This window comes from Pedobacter sp. UYP1, from assembly GCF_040547305.1.
In the GTDB taxonomy this organism is placed as follows: domain Bacteria; phylum Bacteroidota; class Bacteroidia; order Sphingobacteriales; family Sphingobacteriaceae; genus Pedobacter.
Window position 1 is genome coordinate 371460 of sequence record NZ_JBEPPL010000002.1, and the last position, 23866, is coordinate 395325.

Consider the following 23866-nt stretch of genomic DNA (forward strand, 5'->3'; position numbering starts at 1 on the left):
ATTCGATTTAAGTTTCAATAAAGTTGGTGTATGGATAATTCCGTTATTGTTTTTGTTTAAAAAAGCTGTTAAACGGTTAATCAATATATGAATGTTTTTTTATAAATAGCCGAAGCTATCCGGTTAAAAACACTTAAAATATAAACGTGCATAAATTTAATCAAAGAATTGGATAATAAAGGAATAATTGTTGTTTGCACACAGATTATTGATTAAATATGGTAATATTTAAACTAATGAATATATATTTGAGATTTTAGGCTAAGAAAACAAATAAAATGGCTCCAAAAGGTAAATTGATAATTATTGGTGGTGCAATAAATACCGGAAGTTTTACTGAAACACAATTCGGACTACCTCAGAATATGAATTTCTTTGAGCGTGGTATTCTAAAACGTATTACTACTGAATCTGTTAAAGATACTTCTTCCCGTTTCGAAATCATTACTACCGCATCGCTGGTTCCAGAAAAAGTTGGAGAAGAATATATTAAGGCTTTCGCACAACTTGATGTACATGATGTTGGCGTACTTAATATTGTGAATAGAGAACAAGCGAATGATCTTCTCAATTGTGAGCGTGTTAAAGCAGCTGATGTACTGGTGTTTACTGGTGGAGATCAGCTTCGGTTATCTTCTATTTTTGGCGGTACAGCCATACATGAAATCTTGCTTGATAAATATGCGAATGAAGAAGTTGTAATTGCAGGCACCTCAGCAGGGGCTGCGGCAAGTTCTAAAAATATGATATACCAGGGCAATAGTAAAGATGCCCTGTTAAAAGGAGAAGTTAAAATTACTGCAGGACTGGGTTTTATTGATGGCGTGATCGTTGACACCCATTTCGTGCAACGCGGTAGGATTGGACGTTTACTTTATGCAACAGCAAGTAGCCCTGGCATACTTGGAATTGGGCTTGGAGAAGATACAGGCTTGTACATATCCAATGGCAATACCATGGAAGCGATCGGTTCGGGAATGGTTATTCTTGTTGACGGCAGAAGTATGTCGGATACTAATCTGACAGATGTAGAAATGGGACAACCTGTTTCCATCAAAAATATGGTAGTACACGTAATGTGCGACGGGGATATTTATGATCTTACAGCGCACCAGTTAACTATTCATCATCCAAAAGTTGTACCTACACCCTAATGAGTATGAAATTAATCATCCACGGCGGTTTTTTTAGTGAGTCTTCCACCAATCAGGAAACTAAAAAAGCGAAGCAAGACGCATTATCCGAAATTGCTTCACTAGCTCATACCTATCTGCAATCCCATACCGCACTGGAAACCGTAACTTATGCGGTTAATCTGCTTGAGGATAATATTCTTTTTAATGCAGGTTTAGGCTCACAGATTCAAAGTGATGGTAAAGTCAGGTTAAGTGCCTCTATCATGGATGGAAAAACGCAGAAATTTGCTGGTGTAATTAATATTCAGGACGTTCAGAACCCTATCAGGATTGCTTCATTGCTGTTAAATTATGAAGACAGTGTATTAAGCGGAGCGGGTGCAATAGATTTTGCGAGAAATAATAAATTCCCCTATTTTGATCCAATCATACCTCAGCGCTTAGCCGAATTTGAATTAAAACTTAATCAGCAGAATAACAAAGGAACTGTGGGTTGTGTAGCACTGGACGCTGCTGGTCATCTTGCAGCCGCAACCTCTACCGGAGGGAAGGGCTTTGAAATCCCGTGCAGGGTTAGTGATTCGGCAACTGTAGCCGGGAACTACGCAAATGAACACGCCGGGATTTCCTGTACCGGAGTAGGAGAAGATATTGTGAGTGTAGCTTTATCCGCCCGGATTGTGACCAGGGTTACTGATGGCTTTACCTTAAAGGAAGCTTGCGATAAGTCTTTCCGGGAATTGAAGGCTATAAATGGTTTTGCAGGTGTAATTGGCATTACCGCTGCCGGAGAAGTCTACCACACTGATTCACATCCTTATATGGTATGGGCTTCTTTTGATGGTAGTTTACAGGTGTTTAACTAAAATATATATATATTTGTAATATGTATAAACTCTGTTTCGCTTTGCTATGCCTGGGATTCTCCGGGTCAGCAATGGCACAAACAAATACCTTTGTTCAGCAAGAACCACTCTCAAACAATGGTTCGATCACTATTGCTGTATCCGGAGCAGATGGTGATTTTTACTTTGAACAGGCTGAGAAGAATGAAAAGAACGGTGATTTAAATGATGCAGTAACCTTATTTGGAAAGGCTGCTTTTGAATATAATAACTCTAAGAATTTTTCCCGTTACGGTGCTTCTCTTTTGAGGTTAAGCAATGTTCATTACCTGATGGAGCATTATACCGAAGCAGAACAGGTGACTTTAAACGTTGCCCTTAAAACCTATTCACGTTTTGGAAACAGAGTTGGACAAATGGCTTCTTATAACCAGTTAGGTAAAATTTATCTGGCTGCAAATAAGCTGACACAATCTATGTGGTTCTTTACCCAGCAGGGTATTTTAGCCCGGCAAGTCAATAATAACTCCGCTTATATTGACTCTATACTTGGTCTTGTGCAGGTTAAAATGAAGAAAAAAGAATATTCACTGGCTTTAAAGGATATCAATCGTGCAGAATTATTTGCTAAAACGACCAACTTAAATCAGTTTAAAGGACAATTTAAGCAAGCCAGAACATCTATTGCAGAAAAAAAGACTACATTAAAATAAAATCTCCCTTATTTATTTCCCATTGAAAATGCTGTTTATGTGTCTGTTAGCGTTTATTTTAATCGCCGATATAGATCGTATTGAACACTATTTAATTATCTTTGGTAAAGATTACAGAAAAGAGACAGTATAATGCTGTCTCTTTTCTGTTTATTTGAGAAATTGGTATCATATTGGTTGTTATTATAAAAATGGATTTTAAATTATTTAAAGAGATGTTGAAAAGAATATTACTGGTAACCTTCACTGCAGCTGTACTTGCCTGCTCGGCCGCTCCAAAACCACAACAGTTGGTTGAAGGTATCCCTAATATTAAGCCTGATGAGCAACAGAGTTTGGTATGCAAGGAGATCGTGGCGCTCATAGAGAATTATAATTATAAGAAATTAACAGTAAACGATTCTATTTCCTCTCTTGTACTTGATAAATATATCAAGGCACTGGATCCATACAGAAGTTATTTCCTGGCTTCAGACATTAAAGATTTTGAACAATTCCGGACTACCTTGGATGATGCTTTCAGAGCAGGTGATTTAAGTGCTCCATTTTATATTTTCAACGTTTATTCTAAAAGATATAATGAGACCTTGAATTATGCTATGGCACATATCAAGGATAAATATGATTTCAACCAGAATGATACTTACGTATTTGACAGAGAGAAAATGCCATGGGTAACTTCTACAGCTGCTTTAAATGATATCTGGAAAAAGAGAGTCAAATATGAACTGATCAATTTAAAAATAGCTGGTACTGCTGAGGCTAAAAATGTAGAAACATTGACTAAAAGGTATCAAAACCTGAAATCACAGTCTTCTAAATTGAATAATCAGGATGTATTCCAGATGATTATGGATGCTTTTACAGAAACTATCGATCCGCACACCAATTACTTTAATCCGGCTAAAGCTGTTCAGTTCAATGAGGATATGGCACGTTCTTTTGAAGGAATCGGTGCACGTCTGCAATTGGAAAATGATGTATTGAAAATCTCAGAGATCATTCCTGGTGGACCCGCTTTTAAAAGTAAACTACTAAACTCAGGTGACAGAATTGTTGCCGTAGGACAAGCAACAGGAGAATTCGAAGATATTATTGGATGGAGAATTGATAACTCTGTCGCTAAAATAAAAGGCCCTAAAGGCACTAAAGTAAGATTGAAAATCATTCCTGTAGGTCAGGATATGTCTTCTAAACCTGTGATCGTTGAGCTCACGAGAGAGCGGATCGTGATGGAAGATCAGTCTGCTAAAAAAGAAGTAAAAACTATCGAGTCCAATGGTAAACCTTATAAAATAGGAATCATCACTGTTCCTGCATTCTATGCAGATTTTAAAGCAGCCAACGCAGGAGACCCGAATTATAAAAGCACAACCCGCGACGTAAAACTATTAATTGATACCCTAAAAAATAAAGATAAAGTTGATGCAATTGTGATGGACCTTCGTGCAAATGGCGGTGGCTCATTGTTAGAAGCGATTGATTTGACGGGATTATTTATTGATAAAGGGCCTGTAGTTCAGGTTAAAGATTTAAAAGGAAATGTAGAGGTAAGCAGTGACGAACACCCTGGTGTTGCCTGGTCTGGTCCCTTCGGTGTGATGGTAGATCGTTTGAGTGCTTCGGCATCGGAAATCTTTGCAGGAGCAATTCAGGATTACGGAAGAGGAATTATTATTGGTACACAAACTTATGGTAAAGGAACTGTTCAGTCATCTATTGACTTAAACAAATTGGTTAATCCTTCTATCCTGCAACGTCTGGCAAGTTTGGTGCAAAAAGGTGCTCCAGGTTCTGGTTTGACTATTAAAGGAGGAAAAGATACTCCTCAGCTTGGACAAATCAATCTGACTATGGCTAAATTCTACCGTGTAAACGGTAGCAGTACACAGCATAAAGGAGTAATGCCGGATATTACGTTGCCATCTTTCTATCCAATGGATAAAATTGGAGAAGACACAGAAACATCGGCGTTGCCATGGGATGAGGTTCAGAAATCTAACTTTATACCAGTTGCGAACTTAGCTGCTGTGAAACCAGAACTGGTTAAACTGCATGATGCAAGAATGGAAAAATCACTGGATTATAAAGTGTTGATTCAGGGAATTGCTGACATGAAGAAACGTGATCTGGAAACCTCAGTGACTTTGAACGAAGGTAAACTGAAAGCAGAAAGAGATAGTCTGGAAGCTAAATCTCTGGAAAAAACTAATAAACTGAGAGCTTCAAGAGGTCTGCCACCTGTTAAAAAAGGAGACAAGATCAAGAAGAACGAAGACTTTGACTTCTTCCAGGATGAGAGTCTGAGGGTAATGGGAGATTTTATCCAGCTTAAGCAATAACCACCAATCTATAAAATTAAAAAGGGCCTTTTCAACTTATGAAAAGGCCCTTTTTGGTAACTGTTAATTTTGATGTCTGTTAGTTCTTAGGTTTCTGGACTTGCATAGCCATCATTTCCTTCATCGTTTTGTTCATCCCGTCGGTAGAACCATCAAGGAAAATCACATTCCCATCACTGTTCTCTGCAAAATGTTTGATAGATTCAGTCCACATGGTAAATAAGATTACGGAAATATCCAGGTTTGCTTCTTCCATTTCCTGTGCTGCCTTAGTCATACCATGCGCAACCTCAGCTCTGAATAAAGCGATACCCTGTCCGCGTAATTGTGCGGCCTCACGTTCGGCTGCTGCGGCAATTTTAATCGCATTACCATCAGCTTCAGCCCCCTTGGTTTTCGTAATTAATAAAGCTTGTCCTTCATTTTCAGCAGCAGCTTTAAGATTATTTGAAGCTACTACACGACTCATAGAACGCATAATTTCATCGTCGAAAGTAATATCATTTAATTGGAGATCCTGTAAATGATAACCCCATGATTCCAAAACAATATCTATTTGTTCTTTCACATGCATTACAATCTCATTTCGCTGCGCTAAAACATTAGCCTGTTTCTGTGTTGCTACATATGCCCTGATCGAGCCCTCAATGGTACGAATCAATGCCTGCATTAAATTGGTTGCATCTACGAACTTAAAAGCAACGTTCTTAATCGTTTCTTCATCGTGATTCAATACCGAATAGAGCAGCATGGCCTTGAAATATACATTGGCCTGATCTTGCGTCACTGCCTGGAAAGATAACTCTACTGAGCGGTTCTGTATAGAAATCCTGGAATGGATAACTTCAATAAGCGGGATTTTAAAATTAAGTCCTGGTCTCAATTGGCGTCTATACTTTCCAAAGACTGTAACAACTGCAATTGTACCTTGCTTTACCGTTACAAAAGAGCTAAAAAGCACGATCAGGACAAAGAAGAAAAAAATGTACATGGCGTAATTCATGATTAATAATTTAATAAGTTAAACTTTTTCAAGATACGCAATAACTCTCACATGCAAATCCTCTGGTCTTCAAACACTCCGGGCACAGATATTGTATAAGAAGATTTGAATTAACTTAATCATCATGAACGTAAAAAGAATTTTTGGTACAATCTTAACTATCCTTGGCATTATCGGTCTGATTTATGCAGGTATTGGATTTGTAAAACATACGATGTTGACGCGTGAACTTTTGGTTTCCGCAGTAATCAGTATCATCTTCTTTTTCTCAGGTATAGGACTGATTAAAAATACAAAAGATGAGGCTTAATCCTGCATCCGGATCTGCTGGTCAGTAAACTTTAGACGATGGCCAGGGAAATCGGCAGCTGTTAAAGAAATTATTTTTTTGAAAGCAGTTTGTGCTGTATCTAAAGTCAGGCGGTGAATTTTATCCTGCTTTACAGAAATAACATCAGCATATAGGAAATCTCCCTTGCCATTGATCTTTACCTTTAAAAGCGGAGCAAAGCCATTCGGACCTTTTAGGCTGAACATTCCATACGTACAGAAATTCCCAAGACTATACGCAATAAACTTGTTCTTATAAACCTCGACTGCACGCGTAACATGAGGCCCTTGCCCCAGTACAATATCTGCACCCGCATCGATTACCGCATGCGCGAAAGCATAAACATCCCCCCTGTTTTCTTTATAAAAGATCTCGTTAGTTCTGGGTACATGCTCAAACCTTGCGCCCTCACCACCACCATGGAAAGAAACAATTACAATATTGACTTGCTTTTTTAAGAAAGCAACCAATTGTTTTGCACTATCCACCTGATTGATGGAAACTGTACCCTCATTAGGCGCAAAAGCACAGAAACCATATTTAACACTGTCTTTTTCAAAAATCGTATAAGGATGAGAAGTTAAGCCAGCATATTGAATGCCCAGTGAATCCAGGATTGCAGCACTGCGTTTTCTTCCTTTCCAGCCAAAATCTCCCACATGGTTATTCGCCACACTGAGTAGATTGAAGCCTGCTTCTTTGTAAATTCCTGCATAACGTTCCGGCATTCTGAAAGCAAAACAGCTATTGCCAGTGGTATCTTTACACTTCGTTGATTTCCCGCTGTTCAGGAAACAACCTTCCAGATTACCAAATACAATATCGCCCTTTAAAAAAGACGCTACATTTTTAAAGCTGCCAACTGCATCATCAGCAGGCAGGTTCGATTTCGAAGGATAAGCAGAACCCAGCATGATATCGCCAACAGCAGTAATGGTCAGTGTATCTTTTTTTGAACCTAGAATTGTATCTCTTTGAACAGCTGAGTGTTGTTCAGCAGCCATATTCACATTTCCCGTGCAGCTCAATAAAATCAGGCTGGTTACTACAGCAAGCAGAATAAAGCAGGTTATTTTCGTTTTCATCTTTTCTTTCATAAAAAAATCCTTCTAAAGTAATTTAGAAGGATCGTATAGCTATTGGTATAGAAGATATTATTCTTCGATTAAATCTTTTTTAGCAGATTCAAGAATCCGCCCGCCCTTATAAAAAAAGCGTGAATAATAAGGCTCGTTCAGATTGCTGATTACAACACCTCTTGAAGAAGATGCATGAGCAAAGCGGTTGTCGCCTAAATAAATTCCGATATGTGTGATTCTTGTACTTCTGATTTTAAAGAAGACTAAGTCTCCTTCTTTTAGTTCGTCTTTAGGTAGTGGGTCTACCATGCTGAAGATGTCTCTTGAATTTCTTAACAATGTAGTGTTGAAAACTTTGTCGTAGATCGCCTTGGTAAACGCTGAACAATCTATTCCTTTCTTGGTATTTCCTCCAAACCGGTAAGGGGTTCCTATCCATTCATAAATGAATTTGTAGAGCTTAACGTTAGATGTCGCGTCTACTGCGATACCCATAACCTGGGAGAAATATTGGGAAGCTAAGTTATCAGGATCCTCTAATTTGTTGGTTTCTTTTGTTTTAGTTTGCGCGTTTAAAGCAGTCACGCTGCACAAAGCAATAAGGGCAGAAAACAAAAATTTTTTTATCATGTTACACTGTTAAGTTTGGGTAATAGGCACTTGCACTTAAACGTACACCAGCTAAGGCTTATTGTCAGGTTGTCAAAACTATGTAAATAAGATATGTAATCCAAATGTATTTTGATGAAATGCATGAGTTATTAACATTTTACGGTCATTGCTCACATGCATTTTACACTAATCCTTCGATATATTACAATAAAAAAGTAGATTTGCTCTCATAAATAAAAATCAATAGCCAAAAATGAGTGCAGTAGAAATTAATAAGGATACCTATCTGAAGTGGTTTGAGTCGATGTTACTAATGCGTAAATTCGAAGAGAAAACTGGTCAACTTTACGGACAACAGAAAATCCGTGGTTTTTGTCATCTATACATCGGTCAGGAGGCTGTTGTTGCCGGAGCGATTTCTGCATTACAACCTGAAGATTCTATGATCACCGCTTATCGTGATCACGCTCATGCTTTGGCGAAAGGTGTAAGTGCAAACAGTATAATGGCAGAGATGTACGGTAAAGCTACCGGCTGTTCCAAAGGTAAAGGTGGTTCAATGCACATGTTTAGCAAAGAACATAATTTTTATGGTGGTCACGGAATCGTAGGTGGTCAAATACCATTAGGTGCAGGTATCGCATTTGCTGAAAAATATAAAGGGACTAAAAATGTAAACGTTTGCTATATGGGTGATGGTGCTGTTCGTCAGGGCGCACTGAATGAAGCCTTCAATATGGCTATGTTATGGAAACTTCCTGTAATCTTTGTTTGTGAGAACAATGGTTATGCAATGGGAACTTCTGTAGAGCGTACTACTAACATGTTAGATCTTTACAAAATCGGTTTAGGATTCGATATGCCATGTGCTCCGGTTGACGGAATGGACCCTGTTGCTGTTCACAATGCAATGGACGAAGCAGCTCAGCGTGCCCGTAATGGTGAAGGACCAACCTTCTTGGAAATGAGAACTTACCGTTACCGTGGACATTCTATGTCTGACCCTGCTAAATATCGTACTAAAGACGAATTAGAAGAATATAAAGCTAAAGATCCGATTGAATCAGTAAGAGAAACTATTCTTAACGAAAAGTATGCTGATCAAGCGTGGATTGAAGAAATTGAAGCTAAAGTGAAACAGATCGTGGATGAGTCTGTGAAATTTGCTGAAGAGTCACCATGGCCTGAAGCATCAGAATTATATACTGATGTTTATGTGCAACAAGACTATCCATATATCCAAGATTAATTTTACAACCTATTTTCAATTGATATTATAGAATGGCTGAAGTAGTTAAGATGCCCAAAATGAGCGACACCATGACCGAAGGGGTAATGGCGAAGTGGCATAAAAAAGTTGGCGATAAAGTTAAAAGTGGAGATGTTCTGGCAGAAGTAGAAACCGATAAGGCGACTATGGATCTGGAGTCCTACTGGGATGGCACCATCCTTTTTATTGGTGTAGAAGAAGGTAAAGCTGTTCCTGTTGATGCTGTAATTGCAGTTATTGGTAAAGAAGGCGAAGATTATAAAGCTGCTCTTGATGCAGAAGGTGCTGCTGCACCGGCAAAAGAGGAAAAAGCTGCAGAAACAAAACCTGCTGAAGAAGCTCCAAAAGCTGAAGCAAAAGGTGTTGCGGTAACTGATGCTGATCTGGAAAAACAAGGCGTTACAGTAGTACGTATGCCATTGTTAAGCGATACCATGACTGAAGGCGTAATTGCTGAATGGCATAAAAAAGTAGGTGATAAAATTAAAAATGATGATATCCTTGCTGATGTAGAAACCGATAAGGCAACTATGGAAGTAATGGGTTATGCAGATGGAACTTTATTACATATTGGCGTAGAAAAAGGTGCTGCTGCGAAAGTAAACGGTATCATCGCGATAGTAGGTCCGGAAGGATTTGATATCAGCGGTATCTTAAACCAGGGCGATGCTCCGGCAAAACCAGTTGCTGATAAAGCAGATGCTCCTGTTAAAGAAACTGCTGCTGCTCCGGCAGAAGCACAAGAAGAAACACATGCAGCTGATGGTTCACGCCTGAAAGCTTCTCCTTTAGCTAAAAGAATTGCAAAAGAAAAAGGTATAGATCTTGCACAGGTTGCAGGTAGTGCTGACGGTGGTCGTATCATTAAAAAAGATATCGAGAACTTCAAGCCTGCTGCTGCGGCTGCAAAAGGCACAGAAGCTGCTTCAGCTCCTGCATCTGCTGAGAAACCGGCGCCAGTTCTTGCGCAATATATCGGCGAAGAAAAATATACGGAGAAACCAGTTTCTCAAATGCGTAAAGTAATCGCGAAAAGATTATCAGAAAGCTTATTCACTGCACCGCACTTCTATCTTACCATGAGTATTGATATGGATGCTGCGATGGCTGCACGTGTAAAGATGAATGAATTCTCTCCGGTTAAACTTTCATTCAATGATTTAGTGATCAAAGCGGTAGCTGTTGCCTTAAAACAACATCCAAACGTGAACTCTTCATGGTTAGGCGATAAAATCCGCTACAATGAGCACGTAAACGTTGGGGTAGCTATTGCCGTTGAAGACGGGTTATTAGTTCCTGTGGTACGTTTTGCTGATGGAAAATCATTGTCACGTATCTCAGCTGAGGTTAAAGATTTCGCACAACGTGCAAAAGCTAAAAAACTTCAGCCTTCAGACTGGGAAGGTTCAACTTTCACCGTATCTAATTTAGGTATGTTCGGTATTGATGAATTTACTGCTATTATTAATACACCTGATTCTTGTATCCTTGCAGTAGGCGGGATTTCACAAGTACCAGTAGTTAAAAATGGTGCTGTTGTTCCTGGAAACGTAATGAAAGTTACTTTGAGCTGTGATCACCGCACGGTAGATGGCGCTACAGGTGCTGCATTCTTACAAACATTCAAAGCATTATTAGAAGAACCGGTAAGATTATTGGTTTAATAATATTGAAATATTTAAAAAGCTGCTTCGGCAGCTTTTTTTATGCGTGCTACTTTTTGTACTTTTGCCCCCATGTCAAACATTAAACCGTCTTTAGCAAAAGGAACCCGTGATTTTTCACCTCAGGAAATGGTGAAACGTAATTACATATTCGATACTATAAAAAAAGTATTTAAGAAATATGGTTATGCTGAAATACAGACTCCTTCGATGGAAAACCTTTCTACCCTGACTGGTAAATACGGTGATGAAGGCGATAAATTGATTTTTAAGATTCTGAACTCAGGAGATTACCTTTCTAAAGCGAATGCGGATCATTTAAGCACTTTAAACTCTAATGCACTGATCTCATCCATTAGTGAGAAAGCGTTGCGTTACGATTTAACTGTACCCTTTGCACGCTATGTTGTGATGCACCAGAACGATATAGCGCTTCCTTTCAAACGTTTCCAGATCCAACCTGTATGGAGAGCTGACAGGCCGCAGAAAGGCCGTTACCGTGAATTCTACCAATGCGATGTAGATGTGGTAGGTTCAGAAAGCCTGTTGAACGAAGCGGAATTTGTGCTGATTTACCAGGAAGCCCTTTGTAACCTTGGAATGACTGATTTTACGATTAAACTCAATAACCGGAAAATCCTTTCGGGAATTGCTGAAATCATAGGTAAACCAGAATTGATTATTGATATGACTGTGGCCATCGATAAACTGGATAAGATTGGTTTTGAAGGGGTAACCAAAGAACTGCTGGAAAGAGGTTTTACCGAAGATGATATTACCAGGTTAAAACCGGTAATCCTGTTAGAAGGAACGAATGCAGAAAAACTAGACCGCTTAAAAGAAGTACTGGCAACTTCGGAAGTCGGATTAAAAGGAATAGCTGAAATTGAAACAGTATTTACTTATGTAAAAGGACTGTTAAAAAATAGTGATTTAAGACAACCAGATCTTGAACTTGATATTACACTGGCCCGTGGTCTGAATTACTATACCGGCTGTATCTTCGAGGTAAAAACCAATGAAGCAGCAATGGGCAGTATTTGCGGAGGTGGCCGTTATGATGACCTGACTGGAATGTTTGGATTAAAAGGGTTGACCGGAGTGGGTATCTCTTTCGGAGCTGACCGTATCTATGACGTGCTGCAAGAATTAAACCTGTTCCCGGAATCTGCAGCTGCCGGAACAAAAGTACTGATCAGTAATTTTGATGCGGAATCAGAACTTTACGCTTTACCCTTATTACAACAATTAAGAGATGCAGATATCGCTGCTGAACTTTACCCATCTTCAGCAAAACTTAAAAAGCAAATGAGTTATGCAGATGCCAAATCGATCCCTTATGTAATCCTGATTGGAAGCGATGAATTGCAAAGTGGCATCCTGACTTTCAAAAATATGCATACAGGCGAACAGCAGAAAATATCTGCTGCTGCCATTATCGAAATACTTAAAGCAGAAATATTAGCCAGTTAATTGGCTAATATTTCATCAAAAAATAACAACATATGTTTCCATGATCTTTTCGAGGCCAGCTCATTGTAAGCTGCGCCTTTCGAATTGTCATTGCCCGCTTCACGGTCCGTAAACGCATGTACAGCATTCGCATACTCAATCATTTGCCAATCTGCTTTAGCAGTTCTCATTTCCTGCTGGAAACCTAAAACCTGTTCATTGGTCATAGATGGATCGTCCGCGCCATGTAAAACCAATACTTTGGTATGAATTGGGTTTACAGCTCTTTCGCCTGCATATTGGGCAAGGCCGCCGTGGATAGAAACAACTCCTTTGACAGGAAGGTCAGCTCTGGCTGCTTCCAGGGCGCCTGTGCCACCAAAACAATAACCAATCACAATAATCCTTGCTGGATCAGCACCTGCTTTAACTAACTGTTGTAAAGCAAGCTTAATTCTTTGCTGATAAGCAGCAACATTCTTTTTATAATAACCCGACTGCTGGCCAGCTTCTTTTGCATCTTTAGGGTAATGACCTTCGCCATAAATATCCGCCACAAAGGCATAATAACCCAGACCAGCTAATTTTACAGCTGTTTCTTTAGCGTTATTATCTATTCCTTTCCAGGCTGGCAGAATAAGCACTCCTGCCTTTTTTTGTGTGGTTTTGGCTGGTGAAATCACGAGCCCTTTTAATTGCTGCTGTCCATCCTGATAAGCAACAGGTTTAAGCTGCGCAAAGGAGCCAGATACGATCAGTGTCATGGCGATGGTAAGAATTGGTTTCATCTATTTAGTTTTTTAGTATAACAAGAAATGAACTTATAATGTTTAATTGTGAGCAGCTATATATAGGCGGAGGTTTTCAGCCGCCCGTTTTCGGATCTTATTTTTCAGGAAATCTGTCCATCCCAATAAAATACCTGGTAAACCCAAAGCCTGACTTGACCATTTATAGAAGTTGAAATGATCTGTATGCTGAACTATCTTTCCGTTTTCAAAAACGAAGGACGCTTGAATCCTGTTGACCACTTTTTTTCCGGTAGCTGAAAAGGTATAATGTGCTACCCATTCAGCAGTACCCGTTTCTTCGTCGGTGTGGACATGATTATATTCTAAACGCAGATCTTTGCCACTTTTAATCAGCATTTCCCACATGCTGCGCACCTGTGCAGCATCCAGATTTTTAAATACGGCATCACTAAAAGTGGCGTTATCTGCATAACAAGCTTGCATACCCTTAAAATCTTTGTTTTTAAAACAAGTGTAAAAATGATGAATGAGGTTTTCGTTAGGTTTCATAATAGTAGATGGTGTCTCATTTTGGACAACACTAATATATGTATAATTCTAAGCGGTAATGACAATGGCTGAGGCTAATCCGGGTAGAATGTGGAAAGGTTGAAAAATAAATATAAACGCTTTGAAACCTTTTCAATTCATTTACGTCTTATATACAAGTTTATAGGTTAGCAGAGGTATAGTTGTGGCGACTATACCTTTGTCTTTTAAACGATTTCAGTACTTGAACCGTAGGTGGTAATTTGTCTGGCCATCCCTTTAAAGAGAAAAATATGGAAGGGAAACATAGCATACCAATAAATTCTGCCCCATAAGCCTGAAGGTCTGAAAGTTGCAATCTGCGACAGAAATGCTTCCCCGCGATAATTGATTACCTTGAATTCAAGCCAGGCTTCTCCCGGTACTTTCATCTCTGCATAAAGCAGTAACCTCGCATTTTTCTTATCGGCAAGCAATACCCGCCAGAAATCAATCACATCGCCTGCATGTATAGAAACAGTATTCGTGCGCCCTCTTCGGGTCCCCACACCGCCAAATAACTTATCAATGAAACCTCTTAAATTCCAGAGCCAGTCTGCATAATACCAACCCCTGCTTCCTCCGATGCTCCAGATGTTTTCGAAAACCTCCTCAGGTTCTCGTTTAAAAGGCATTTTAACTTTATATTCCAGCGTACCATTCTGAGGTACTTTCACCTGGTCCATAAAGGAAGTATCCAGATAACCTCTATTCAAGGCATCCTTCCAGCTCGAAACAATCGAATGCTGCTCTATCTTTTCAAAAGCGAGTTTCAATGCCTTTTTATAAGTGAAGCAGGTACCCGGTACAATCTCTTTGATCCGTTCATCCTTACAGATTACCTCATTTTTCATGCTGTCAACCAAACTTCTGGCTAACGAATAGGGCACTGCGGTTACTAAATAAAGCCACAAGGAAGATAATCTTGGCGTGAGTACTGGAACGGTGAGTATCCAGCGTTTCAGATTTCTGGAAACGGCATACTGAAGAATCATTTCCTTATAGGTCAGTATGTCCGGGCCTCCAATATCAAAAATCTGATTGAAAGCTTTTTCATTCATTAATACCCCGGTCAGATAACCCAGCACATCCCTGATACCAATCGGCTGGCATTTGGTATTGACCCATTTAGGCGCAACCATAACAGGCAATTTTTCCGCAAGATCACGTATAATTTCAAAAGAAGCACTTCCTGATCCGATAATGATAGCAGCACGCAAAATGGTAAAGGCAATACCTGAATTTTTAAGTTCATCTTCCACAGAAAGCCGGGAAGTCAAATGGGCGGAAAGATGCTCATCATTTGCAATCCCTGTAAGGTAAATCAGCTGGCGACAAGTTGTTTGCTGTATCGCTTTGACAAAGTGCATTGCCGAATCAAATTCCAGGTCAGCGAACTTTTGATTTCCTGAAGACATCGAATGCACCAGATAATAAGCTGCATCAATGTCTTCAGGTATATTCTTCAGAGATTCCGGATGTAGCAGATCGGCAGTAATGATCTTTACCTGATCACCAAAGTCGGATTCTTCTGCAAAACGGCGCTGATCACGAACCATACAAACCACCTCATGTCCCTGTTCGAGTAAAACAGGTAATAATCTGGTGCCTATATAGCCGTTTGCGCCGGTCAGCAGGACTTTCATGCCGTATGTGGATTATACGTATCTGTTTGAATAACGGCTTTTAACTCTTGTAAAATTGTGTATAAACCAAAGTTTGTACGGTTTACATAAATGAAATGTTTCACGCCTCTGGCTTGTTTAAACTCTGGCATTTTGGCAATTTTTTCGCCATAAGCATATAACTGCGCAAAAAACTCAGGCTGACTGAAGTCAAAAGTTTTGCTCGTATAAGGTTTCGCAAATAGCTGGATCATTTCGAGGTATGCTTTATAATAAAACTCAATCTGCGATGCATCGTCATCTGGATGGATCATTTCCAGCTTTCTGAAAGCTTCAATAGTTTTGTTTTTATCCTGAATCACATCAGAGGAAATCAGTGAAAAGAAGGGAATGTAGAAATCATCTGGTAATTCTTTAATACAGCCAAAATCTATGACGCCTAATTTTTCATCCGGTGTAATCATGAAATTTCCTGGATGGGGATCTGCATGTACAGCCCTCAGTTCATGCTGCTGGAAATTATAAAAATCCCATAAAGCCTGTCCGATTTTATTTCTGAGTTCCTGAGAAGGATTGGTTTGAAGAAACTCTTTGAGATGTAGGCCTTCTATCCAGTCCATCGTGATAATCCTTTTACCCGAAAGTTCAGGGTAATAAGTAGGGAAAACTATATTGTTCAGATCCTTGCAAGCTTCAGTAATCTCGATAGAACGGCGAACCTCCAACTCATAATCCGTTTCCTCTAACAAACGTTCCTCTACCTCTTTGATATAAATATTAAGCTCTTTTTCGCTCATTCCCAATAAACGGAAGGCAAAAGGTTTTACTAATTTCAGGTCTGAAGAAATACTATCGCCAACTCCGGGATATTGAATCTTAACTGCTAATTTTTTCCCATTTAGCTCTGCCTCATGCACCTGCCCGATAGAAGCGGCATTGGTAGAAACCAAGTTGAATTTATCATAAATCGCTTCTGGCGGTTTACCGAAATTCTTGGTAAATGTCCGGACAATCAGCGGCCCTGAAAGTGGTGGTGCATTATATTGTGACTGCGTGAATTTGTCTACATATGATTTCGGAAGGATATTTTTATCCATACTGAGCATTTGTGCAATTTTTAAAGCACTTCCTTTTAGCTCACTCAGTGATTTATAAATATCGGTTGCATTATCCTCATTCAGCTCATCTCTCCCTAACTGCGGATTGAATAGTTTTTTAGAATAATGTTTGATATAATTGCCGCCAATCTGAAAACCTGTTTTAACAAATTTAGCAGAGCGTTCTGTTTTAGTTACTGGAATACTGTTCTGTTCAGCCATGTTATGCTCTACCCCTGCTTTCTGCAAACTTTCCGTTTCTCGACAAGAATTTACCATATTCAAAAAGATTATCAATAGGGGAGCGCTGAAATAAATCAAACGTTACATTGATCCCTTTTTCTATAGCTTCATCTGTTTTTTCAAAATCAGTACTGTCATCATTCACCCAAAAGTTCAAAATAAAAGCATATTGAATCCAAAGTGCATCTTTATACCTTTTGGCGAAAAACTTACGGTCTGCCAATTCTCCCGATTCCAATCCCTCGTTAATCAATTCCTCTGCGAAGTGCTCGAAAATAGGTTTTACACCTGATAATACTTTTGGTGTAGCAAATCTGTCCTGATGACTTTTAAGGCTATAGACGATAAAACTTCTATGTTGCTTTAGTAATTCTACATAACTGTAGAAAAAAGACAGCATTCTGTCTCTTGACGAATACTGCGCCCAAACTTCCTGTTGTTGAACAGCACTGATGGCCTCGACAGTCAAATCTACCCAGACCATTTTTTCAATACTCTCGAAGGAGCCGTAAAATTCGTAAAACTCAGCTTCTGAAATCTTTATTTTTTTAGCGAAACTATAAACTGATTTGGGTTTTTCGTCCTGCGTTAGCACGTAATCGATGTAAGCAGTTCTGATTTGTTGAGCCGTTGCCATACCTTTTTTCTTTATTAACGATTTAGGGTTCAGAATAGTTTTCCAATTCGCTTAATGAGGCCGCTTGTGACTGAATAAAAGCATTCTGATGACATATCAGCCCGCTTATTTAGCCCATATCAAAGCAATGTTACGTGAAGATTACCTGAATTGTGCAGATTTGATTACTTTTGTGTCTAATTGAACAACAGACGCTTACATATCAGCCGTATTTTCGCGACGTTATTGCTAATGGTTTTTGCCATTGCACTTACGCCCTGGAGCTCTCTTCATCACCATGAAGAGGTGCCCGACTATTGCGCTAAAAACGGTAAAGAATGTTTGCACAAATTCCATGTTGGCAGTGAAAGACACAACTGTCTGATCTGTTCTGCACATTTTGAAAAGGATTATTATACAACTGCGGTAGCTTACCAGGCTACACTGGAAAGTAAATCCGTAGTGAAAAACTATGCTTTAATAAGCGCTAGTTATACTGCATTAATCAGTACCTCTCTTCGCGGGCCCCCTACAGCTCAGGTATAAAACAATTCTAATTTATTGCAAGGGCATTGATGGGTTTAATTCCCAATGGCTTCGCGCAATTTTATCCAAAAAAAGACAAACACACATTTGATCAGGAAACCTGAATGGGCTTGAGCTCAGGAAAGCTTCGTGTAAAAAATTACCATACAGATATATGAAAAAGATACATCTATTTCTAGTTGTACTACTATCAGCTTTTATTTCCACCAGCACGTTCGCGGCTGATGTCGCTGAATTTAAAGGCAAAATTATTGATGCTCAGACTAAAACACCATTACCAGGCGCTTCTATTACTATTCCAGATTTGCGCACTTCGGCAATTACCAACCAAAATGGAGAATTTACCTTCAAAAATGCACCCGCACATGGTCGTTTCCTTGTTCAGGTTAGTTATATAGGCTACAGAACAATTACACAATCGGTCGATTTTTCTAATCCCGGAAAGCTTGAATTCGCTTTAGAGCCAAGTGTGATCGAAGGCAGAGAAGTGGTGATTACCGGTTCAGCATCCAGCTCGGATAACCGTAAAAACTCGACTTCTGTCACTACAGTAAGTAAAGCGGATTTGTTATATCGCCCGTCTACAAATCTGATGGATGCGATTTCACGTGTACCAGGTGTGTCTCAAATCACCACAGGGCCGGCAATTTCAAAACCAGTAATCCGTGGTCTGAGTTATAACCGTGTCGTTACTTTAAGTGACGGTGTTAAACAACAAGGACAACAATGGGGAGATGAGCATGGAATTGAAATCGATCAATACAGTGCAGACCGTGTAGAGGTTTTAAGGGGCCCGGCAAGTTTAATGTATGGTTCGGATGCCTTGGGCGGAGTTATTAATATTCTCGATGGATTACCAGCACCAGACGGTACTTTAAGAGGAGAATTCCTGACTAATTATTCTACCAATAACGGAATGACTGGCAATTCACTAATGCTGCAGGGAAATGAAAACGGACTGATCTATAAAGTACGTGGATCTTATAAAAATGCTTATTCCTATAAAACACCTACTGAATATGTCCCTAATTCAGGTTTCAACGAAACTAATTTTGAAGGACAGATCGGATTGAACAAAAAATGGGGATATGCACATTTAGATGCGTCAACATTCCGTACTAACATTGGTTTTTACGATCCTGTAAGAAACGAAGCAGGTCAGTTGGTCGATGCTGATGGTAATCCTTTTTCAGATGCACAAAATAAAGACAGAACTTTGGCTTATCCCAAACAGGATGTGCGTCATTATAAAATCGCGTTAAACAGTAATATTCTTTTAGGAGAAGGAAGTTTGAAAGCTACTTTGGGTTATCAGCACAATTTGCGCAGAGAACTCGGAGAAGCTGATGCAGGCCCTGATTTATTCCTGAACAGCTATACTTACAGTTACGACCTTAAATATTCGTTTAAAGAAGTAAATGGCTGGGCACCGGTTGTTGGTGTTTCCGGAGAATATATTCATAGTTTAAATACAGCAGGTAGCGAGCAATTAATTCCTGATTTCGATACGCAGGCCTTTGGTGGTTTTGCTTTTGTTAAAAAAACATGGGATGATGATACCTTTAATGCAGGTATCCGTTTTGACTATAGAAAAATGACTGGTAAAGAATTTAATGGTGAATCAAACTATCCGGCATTCAGCAATAAATTCTCTCATATTACCGGTGCATTAGGTTATACTCATGAATTTAATGAAGCTTTTAGCTTTAAAGCGAATGCAGGAAGTGCTTTCAGAGCACCGAATATTGCAGAATTAGCTTCAAATGGTGTACATGAAGGTGTGTTCCGTTACGAAGTAGGTAACCCAAATCTTAAACCAGAGCAGAGTTACCAGTTTGATGCTTCTTTTGACTATCAGAATCAGTACGTAAGCGCTAGCTTGGGAGGTTTCGCCAACTTTATTAATGATTACATTTATTATAACACAGACGGAACAACTAAAACTGTAGACGGCAGAGATTTTCCTGTTTATAACTTTGTACAGGATAATGCCTTTTTACGTGGAGTAGAAGCATCGTTAACTTTACATCCGGTTAGTTTTATTCACTTTGAGAATGGATTCTCTTATACCAGAGCAACAAACCGTACGACTAAACAATCACTTCCATTCATTCCTGCAGCTACATTACATAACGAATTGCGTTTTGAACCAACTGTTGCAGGTACTTCTCATTCTTATGTTTCTGTAGGAATTGATAACTACTTTAAGCAAACCAAGATTGATAGTTTTGAGCAACCAACCTCAGGTTATACTTTATTAAACGCATCAATCGGAACAACTTTGAAATTAAGCAAAAACCAGGATATCACGATTTACGCAGCTGGCAAAAACTTATTGAACAAAGCTTATTATGATCATTTAAGCCGTTTCAAACCAGGAAGACTAAGTGATGAAGATCCAACTTTGGGTATTTATAACATGGGCCGCAGTATCACTTTCGGGGTAACTCTTCCATTTACATTGAAAAAATAGCACATAACACACCACAAATACACACACACGTTTGTAACGAAACCCCGATTCCTGTTAAGGAACGGGGTTTTCTTGTAAAATAATCGTTAGTTTTAGAACTTTCGACTTCCTGCTTTGTTTGTAGGTACTAAACGATTGAGATCATATGTTCAAAAAACTACTGCTACCAGCAATCCTTTTATTTTGTTTGTCTTTATCCGCATCTGCGCAACAGGCAGATACACTGTCTATTACCCTTGAGAATGTAAAATACGCTTATCCGGTAAAATACTTTCCTATCCATACTGAAGGACAAGATATCAAGATGGCCTATATGGATATTGCGCCGGTACAGAATGCAAATGGCAGAACTGTAGTCTTATTTCATGGTAAAAACTTTGGCGGATATTACTGGACTAATGTGATTAAGGCTTTAACCAGCAGAGGATTCAGAGTTGTTGTGCCAGATCAGATCGGATTTGGTAAATCGTCTAAACCATTTATTCATTACAGCTTTCATCAGCTGGCGCGCTGGAATAAAGCATTATTAGATACTTTAGGGATTCAGAAAGCAAATATCCTTGGCCATTCTATGGGTGGGATGTTAGCCACCAGGTTTGCGCTGATGTACCCGCAAACTACAGAAAAACTCTTATTGGAAAACCCGATCGGACTGGAAGATTACCGCGCCTTTGTCCCTTATGTAACTACAGAAGAACAATATAAAACAGAACTGACAGCTACAGCAGAAAGTATCAAAAAATACTATCAAAGCTCTTACTTCACCGTATGGAAACCAGAATATGATGAATTGGTTAAGATCGCTGCGGGCGTGACTTTCAGTTCGGATTATGCCCGCTGGGCAAAAGTAGCCGCGATGACCTTTACTATGATCTACGAACAACCTGTAGTTTATGAATTCCAGAATATTACTGTTCCAACAATTCTGTTTATTGGTAAAGAAGATAAAACGATTGTCGGTAAAGGCCTGTTAAGCCCTCAGCAGCAAGCGCTTCATGGACAATATAAATTGCTGGGAAAACAAATCGCAGCAAGAATACCGAATGCTAAGCTGATTGAATTTGATGGTAGTGGTCACATTCCTCATTTGGAAGTGCCTACTGAATTTACAGTTGCATTACTGGGCGGATTATAAATAAATGAAGACCCTGCTTAGCAGGGTCTTCATTTATTTCTTTACTGGATCTTGCGAGAAAGTTGCGGCTAGAATTTGATATAACTCAGGATGTTTATCTTTGAATTGGGCTGGTTTTTCAAAGAAATATTCTGAGACTACGGCAAGGAATTCAGCCTCATTTGTCACTGCATAAGGATTGATATCTGACTTTCCAGCCTCAATTTTACTAATTTCCTGGTGAATCATTTTTACCCATGGAATAATATACTGATGCGGCATCAGGTTTTCAGGGATACCGTCTGTTGCCCCGTCCGATTTATCCAGCAAATGTACAAATTCGTGAATTGCGGTGTTTTCCTTATCTGTACTGATAGAAAATCCTTCCAATAATGCAGAACGCGACAAGATCATCTGGCCGTTCATATAGCCCGTACCAACCATTCCAAGGATATTCCGGTCTCCACCCTCAAATTGAAAATCTTTATTAAAAGTATCAGGATATAAAATTACAGCATGAAGATTCTGATATTTCCATTGTCCAAATCCAAATACCGGAATAATTGCGCTTGATGCAATTAACAAACGATCCGTAGCATCAGGAACAAGATCAATCCCTTCTACGCGAACATAACTTAAAAAGTCCAGGAGCATTTGCTCAAACTTTAACCGGCTGTTCTGATCCAGGTGCTCATAATAAGCCACATGACTCAGCAATAGCTGCCGGTCTGTTTCAGTCATCGTATTTTGAGCAGCCTGTTTGGTCTTTTTATTGCGGAAAATGAAATATAAGGCAACTATAAATGCAGCGAGTAAGATCAGATACGGCGTCATTATTCTGCTTCCAGGATTTCAAGTTGCGCCAGAATCTCTTCCTGGCGTATTGGATAAGGTTCTTTATGAACCAGAGATTGATATACTGCTTCAAACAAGGAGATATAACTTGCGGGCTTAGAAGGAACGAGGCGTTTAGTTCTTTCTCCACTCTCACTGATTAAAGTTAATACGGCTTCTTTTCCCTTGGCTTCAATTCCAAAACCAGGCTCATTAGGCTTAATTCCTTTTAACAGCTGTTCTTCCTGTACATCCGCCCGTTCTTTAATAAAGCTTCCATTTTCCCCATGTAAAACAAAAGAAGGCTGGATATCAGTAACCATCATATTGGCATGCACAAAAACATTTAAACTATCCGGATAGCTCAAATGGATAGAGAAGAAATCGTCAACTTTTGTGTTTTTCCTGTTTCTGCCTAATATCTTATGAAATGAAAGTGGTTTGCCAAAAAGACTAATAGCCTGATCCACTAAATGAGGTCCCAGGTCATATTGTAAACCACTGGCTGCAACCGGTTCTTCTTTAAAGCTTTTTACGCCTATGCTTGCTTTATATCTGTCAAATCTGAGGTGAACTTCAGAGAGTTTCCCTAACTTATCACTTTTAATTGTGTTTTTTACGGCTACGAAATCACTGTCCCACCTGCGGTTCTGGTAAACAAATACCTTTTTACCCAGAGTTTCAGCTAATTTAAATATTTCAGTAGCTTCTGCAGAGGTTGCCGCAAATGGCTTTTCCACTAAAATATGCTTGCCCGCATTTAAAGCTTGTATAGCATAATCATAATGTGTGTTATTTGGTGTGTTGATGACAATCAGTTCAATCTCTTTATCATTTAGTAATTCTTCAGTGCTATCATAACTGATGATACCTGCAAAATCTTTCTCTGCATTTTTTTGATTACGTTCTGTCACCGCATGGAGTTTAAACCCTTGATGCGCAGTTAGAAATGGACCGTGAAATATTTTTCCGGACATGCCATAGGCCATCAGGCCAGTCGAGATTACTTTAGTCATCAATTGCTCTATTTGAGCAGCTAAATTAGTCAATCCAGAAATTGATGTTTTAATAATATTGTCATAAACCGTTTAACTCTTTGTATTTATTCAATAAATAGGAGGCAGGCTCTTATATTTTTTATCTTTGTGTATGAAACCCGCAGAAATTCACGCAAAATGGAAAATTCTACAGCAAAAGATTGCTGAAGAATTTGATTCAGATATACCTGATTTAAAGGTAATGTTGTTTTTGATAGGTGTTCAGGAATTGGGTAAGGGGCCAGGTAAGTATAGCAAACGTCAAAAAGAAGAGCTCATGCATATTGCCACCTGCCGTTTAATGAGTGAAATGGGATTTTACGAGCTTGAAGGCCTGGATCAGGACGGATGGCCGCATTGGAAGCTGGTCAAACAAGTTCCTTCATTTGCCATGATGGAGCAGGAATTGCTTTTAAAATCTCTGGCCATTCATTATTTCGAAGATATCTATCAATAAGACAGGATAAAAATCTATCTCTACAAAAAAGCCGGAGTATAATTACTTCGGCTTTTTA

General features: G+C 39.2%; 22 protein-coding genes. 12 read left to right on the forward strand and 10 right to left on the reverse strand.

Annotation, left to right across the window (positions count from 1 at the left end; translation table 11 throughout):
- Positions 1–278: 278 nt before the first annotated feature.
- The 4 genes from ABIB30_RS05595 to ABIB30_RS05610 all read left to right on the forward strand — a co-directional run bounded on the left by ABIB30_RS05595 (position 279) and on the right by ABIB30_RS05610 (position 5036).
- Positions 279–1154 carry a cyanophycinase gene (locus ABIB30_RS05595; RefSeq protein ID WP_068404231.1) on the forward strand — a complete coding sequence of 292 codons (876 nt, stop codon included), beginning with the start codon at positions 279–281 and terminating at the stop codon, positions 1152–1154.
- A gap of 5 nt (positions 1155–1159) precedes the next feature.
- A complete protein-coding gene (locus ABIB30_RS05600; protein WP_354300035.1) occupies positions 1160–2002 on the forward strand; it encodes an isoaspartyl peptidase/L-asparaginase in 843 nt (280 codons plus the stop codon).
- Positions 2003–2022: 20 nt separating this feature from the next.
- Positions 2023–2694 (forward strand): tetratricopeptide repeat protein, encoded by a 672-nt coding sequence (locus ABIB30_RS05605; RefSeq protein WP_354300038.1) that lies wholly within the window; start codon positions 2023–2025, stop codon positions 2692–2694.
- 191 nt (positions 2695–2885) lie between these two features.
- Entirely contained in the window at positions 2886–5036 is a 2151-nt protein-coding gene (locus ABIB30_RS05610) for a carboxy terminal-processing peptidase (protein ID WP_354300040.1), read from the forward strand.
- Positions 5037–5115: 79 nt separating this feature from the next.
- Here the strand turns inward: ABIB30_RS05610 and ABIB30_RS05615 are convergent, their stop codons facing one another.
- Positions 5116–6039 carry an SPFH domain-containing protein gene (locus ABIB30_RS05615; RefSeq protein ID WP_068404222.1) on the reverse strand — a complete coding sequence of 308 codons (924 nt, stop codon included), beginning with the start codon at positions 6037–6039 and terminating at the stop codon, positions 5116–5118.
- A gap of 124 nt (positions 6040–6163) precedes the next feature.
- Here ABIB30_RS05615 and ABIB30_RS05620 point away from each other — a divergent pair, with 124 nt between their 5' ends.
- Positions 6164–6349, forward strand: coding sequence for a hypothetical protein (locus ABIB30_RS05620; RefSeq protein ID WP_354300043.1), 186 nt, complete (start codon positions 6164–6166; stop codon positions 6347–6349).
- Here the strand turns inward: ABIB30_RS05620 and ABIB30_RS05625 are convergent.
- Positions 6346–7455: a CapA family protein gene (locus tag ABIB30_RS05625; protein ID WP_354300045.1), complete on the reverse strand. Its 1110-nt coding sequence runs from the start codon at positions 7453–7455 to the stop codon at positions 6346–6348. The genes ABIB30_RS05620 and ABIB30_RS05625 overlap by 4 nt on opposite strands.
- Positions 7456–7524: 69 nt before the next feature.
- Positions 7525–8079 (reverse strand): C40 family peptidase, encoded by a 555-nt coding sequence (locus ABIB30_RS05630; RefSeq protein WP_041878629.1) that lies wholly within the window; start codon positions 8077–8079, stop codon positions 7525–7527.
- Positions 8080–8314: 235 nt separating this feature from the next.
- On the opposite strand from ABIB30_RS05630, the gene pdhA reads away from it, so the two are divergent.
- The 3 genes from pdhA to hisS all read left to right on the forward strand — a co-directional run bounded on the left by pdhA (position 8315) and on the right by hisS (position 12468).
- Entirely contained in the window at positions 8315–9310 is a 996-nt protein-coding gene (gene pdhA, locus ABIB30_RS05635; RefSeq protein ID WP_068404218.1) for a pyruvate dehydrogenase (acetyl-transferring) E1 component subunit alpha, read from the forward strand.
- A 32-nt stretch (positions 9311–9342) separates the two neighbouring features.
- Complete coding sequence (locus ABIB30_RS05640) at positions 9343–10995, forward strand: dihydrolipoyl dehydrogenase family protein (protein WP_354300047.1); 1653 nt, start codon at positions 9343–9345, stop codon at positions 10993–10995.
- A gap of 72 nt (positions 10996–11067) precedes the next feature.
- A complete protein-coding gene (gene hisS, locus ABIB30_RS05645; RefSeq protein ID WP_354300049.1) occupies positions 11068–12468 on the forward strand; it encodes a histidine--tRNA ligase in 1401 nt (466 codons plus the stop codon).
- Here hisS and ABIB30_RS05650 read toward each other — a convergent pair.
- The 5 genes from ABIB30_RS05650 to ABIB30_RS05670 all read right to left on the reverse strand — a co-directional run bounded on the left by ABIB30_RS05650 (position 12465) and on the right by ABIB30_RS05670 (position 17368).
- A complete protein-coding gene (locus ABIB30_RS05650; protein WP_354300051.1) occupies positions 12465–13235 on the reverse strand; it encodes a dienelactone hydrolase family protein in 771 nt (256 codons plus the stop codon). The genes hisS and ABIB30_RS05650 overlap by 4 nt on opposite strands.
- A 42-nt stretch (positions 13236–13277) precedes the next feature.
- Positions 13278–13748: a nuclear transport factor 2 family protein gene (locus ABIB30_RS05655; protein ID WP_354300054.1), complete on the reverse strand. Its 471-nt coding sequence runs from the start codon at positions 13746–13748 to the stop codon at positions 13278–13280.
- 206 nt (positions 13749–13954) lie between these two features.
- Complete coding sequence (locus ABIB30_RS05660; protein ID WP_354300056.1) at positions 13955–15412, reverse strand: SDR family oxidoreductase; 1458 nt, start codon at positions 15410–15412, stop codon at positions 13955–13957.
- Positions 15409–16767, reverse strand: a complete 1359-nt coding sequence (locus ABIB30_RS05665; RefSeq protein WP_354300059.1) for an ABC1 kinase family protein — start codon at positions 16765–16767, stop codon at positions 15409–15411. Before ABIB30_RS05665 ends, ABIB30_RS05660 begins: the two co-directional genes overlap by 4 nt.
- Positions 16712–17368 (reverse strand): TetR family transcriptional regulator C-terminal domain-containing protein, encoded by a 657-nt coding sequence (locus ABIB30_RS05670; RefSeq protein ID WP_354300061.1) that lies wholly within the window; start codon positions 17366–17368, stop codon positions 16712–16714. Before ABIB30_RS05670 ends, ABIB30_RS05665 begins: the two co-directional genes overlap by 56 nt.
- A gap of 180 nt (positions 17369–17548) precedes the next feature.
- On the opposite strand from ABIB30_RS05670, the gene ABIB30_RS05675 reads away from it, so the two are divergent.
- The 3 genes from ABIB30_RS05675 to ABIB30_RS05685 all read left to right on the forward strand — a co-directional run bounded on the left by ABIB30_RS05675 (position 17549) and on the right by ABIB30_RS05685 (position 21501).
- Complete coding sequence (locus ABIB30_RS05675; RefSeq protein ID WP_354300063.1) at positions 17549–17893, forward strand: hypothetical protein; 345 nt, start codon at positions 17549–17551, stop codon at positions 17891–17893.
- Between the two features lie 154 nt (positions 17894–18047).
- Complete coding sequence (locus tag ABIB30_RS05680) at positions 18048–20366, forward strand: TonB-dependent receptor (RefSeq protein ID WP_354300065.1); 2319 nt, start codon at positions 18048–18050, stop codon at positions 20364–20366.
- A 145-nt stretch (positions 20367–20511) separates the two neighbouring features.
- Positions 20512–21501 (forward strand): alpha/beta fold hydrolase, encoded by a 990-nt coding sequence (locus ABIB30_RS05685; protein ID WP_354300068.1) that lies wholly within the window; start codon positions 20512–20514, stop codon positions 21499–21501.
- Positions 21502–21534: 33 nt separating this feature from the next.
- On the opposite strand, the gene ABIB30_RS05690 is transcribed toward ABIB30_RS05685, so the two are convergent.
- Positions 21535–22314 (reverse strand): M90 family metallopeptidase, encoded by a 780-nt coding sequence (locus tag ABIB30_RS05690; protein WP_354300070.1) that lies wholly within the window; start codon positions 22312–22314, stop codon positions 21535–21537.
- Positions 22314–23330, reverse strand: a complete 1017-nt coding sequence (locus ABIB30_RS05695) for a Gfo/Idh/MocA family oxidoreductase (protein WP_354300072.1) — start codon at positions 23328–23330, stop codon at positions 22314–22316. The genes ABIB30_RS05690 and ABIB30_RS05695 overlap by 1 nt, the downstream gene beginning before the upstream one ends.
- Before the next feature lie 133 nt (positions 23331–23463).
- Between ABIB30_RS05695 and ABIB30_RS05700 the strand changes: the two genes are divergently transcribed.
- Positions 23464–23808 (forward strand): hypothetical protein, encoded by a 345-nt coding sequence (locus tag ABIB30_RS05700; RefSeq protein WP_354300074.1) that lies wholly within the window; start codon positions 23464–23466, stop codon positions 23806–23808.
- The last annotated feature ends 58 nt before the right edge of the window (positions 23809–23866 follow it).

Excerpts from the sequence above, each read along its gene's own strand:
- ABIB30_RS05595 (WP_068404231.1), top strand. The coding sequence starts at position 279 with ATGGCTCCAAAAGGTAAATTGATAATTATTGGTGGTGCAATAAATACC.
- ABIB30_RS05600 (WP_354300035.1), top strand. The coding sequence starts at position 1,160 with ATGAAATTAATCATCCACGGCGGTTTTTTTAGTGAGTCTTCCACCAAT.
- ABIB30_RS05605 (WP_354300038.1), top strand. The coding sequence starts at position 2,023 with ATGTATAAACTCTGTTTCGCTTTGCTATGCCTGGGATTCTCCGGGTCA.
- ABIB30_RS05610 (WP_354300040.1), top strand. The coding sequence starts at position 2,886 with ATGGATTTTAAATTATTTAAAGAGATGTTGAAAAGAATATTACTGGTA.
- ABIB30_RS05615 (WP_068404222.1), bottom strand. The coding sequence starts at position 6,039 with ATGAATTACGCCATGTACATTTTTTTCTTCTTTGTCCTGATCGTGCTT.
- ABIB30_RS05620 (WP_354300043.1), top strand. The coding sequence starts at position 6,164 with ATGAACGTAAAAAGAATTTTTGGTACAATCTTAACTATCCTTGGCATT.
- ABIB30_RS05625 (WP_354300045.1), bottom strand. The coding sequence starts at position 7,455 with ATGAAAACGAAAATAACCTGCTTTATTCTGCTTGCTGTAGTAACCAGC.
- ABIB30_RS05630 (WP_041878629.1), bottom strand. The coding sequence starts at position 8,079 with ATGATAAAAAAATTTTTGTTTTCTGCCCTTATTGCTTTGTGCAGCGTG.
- pdhA (WP_068404218.1), top strand. The coding sequence starts at position 8,315 with ATGAGTGCAGTAGAAATTAATAAGGATACCTATCTGAAGTGGTTTGAG.
- ABIB30_RS05640 (WP_354300047.1), top strand. The coding sequence starts at position 9,343 with ATGGCTGAAGTAGTTAAGATGCCCAAAATGAGCGACACCATGACCGAA.
- hisS (WP_354300049.1), top strand. The coding sequence starts at position 11,068 with ATGTCAAACATTAAACCGTCTTTAGCAAAAGGAACCCGTGATTTTTCA.
- ABIB30_RS05650 (WP_354300051.1), bottom strand. The coding sequence starts at position 13,235 with ATGAAACCAATTCTTACCATCGCCATGACACTGATCGTATCTGGCTCC.
- ABIB30_RS05655 (WP_354300054.1), bottom strand. The coding sequence starts at position 13,748 with ATGAAACCTAACGAAAACCTCATTCATCATTTTTACACTTGTTTTAAA.
- ABIB30_RS05660 (WP_354300056.1), bottom strand. The coding sequence starts at position 15,412 with ATGAAAGTCCTGCTGACCGGCGCAAACGGCTATATAGGCACCAGATTA.
- ABIB30_RS05665 (WP_354300059.1), bottom strand. The coding sequence starts at position 16,767 with ATGGTAAATTCTTGTCGAGAAACGGAAAGTTTGCAGAAAGCAGGGGTA.
- ABIB30_RS05670 (WP_354300061.1), bottom strand. The coding sequence starts at position 17,368 with ATGGCAACGGCTCAACAAATCAGAACTGCTTACATCGATTACGTGCTA.
- ABIB30_RS05680 (WP_354300065.1), top strand. The coding sequence starts at position 18,048 with ATGAAAAAGATACATCTATTTCTAGTTGTACTACTATCAGCTTTTATT.
- ABIB30_RS05685 (WP_354300068.1), top strand. The coding sequence starts at position 20,512 with ATGTTCAAAAAACTACTGCTACCAGCAATCCTTTTATTTTGTTTGTCT.
- ABIB30_RS05690 (WP_354300070.1), bottom strand. The coding sequence starts at position 22,314 with ATGACGCCGTATCTGATCTTACTCGCTGCATTTATAGTTGCCTTATAT.
- ABIB30_RS05695 (WP_354300072.1), bottom strand. The coding sequence starts at position 23,330 with ATGACTAAAGTAATCTCGACTGGCCTGATGGCCTATGGCATGTCCGGA.
- ABIB30_RS05700 (WP_354300074.1), top strand. The coding sequence starts at position 23,464 with ATGAAACCCGCAGAAATTCACGCAAAATGGAAAATTCTACAGCAAAAG.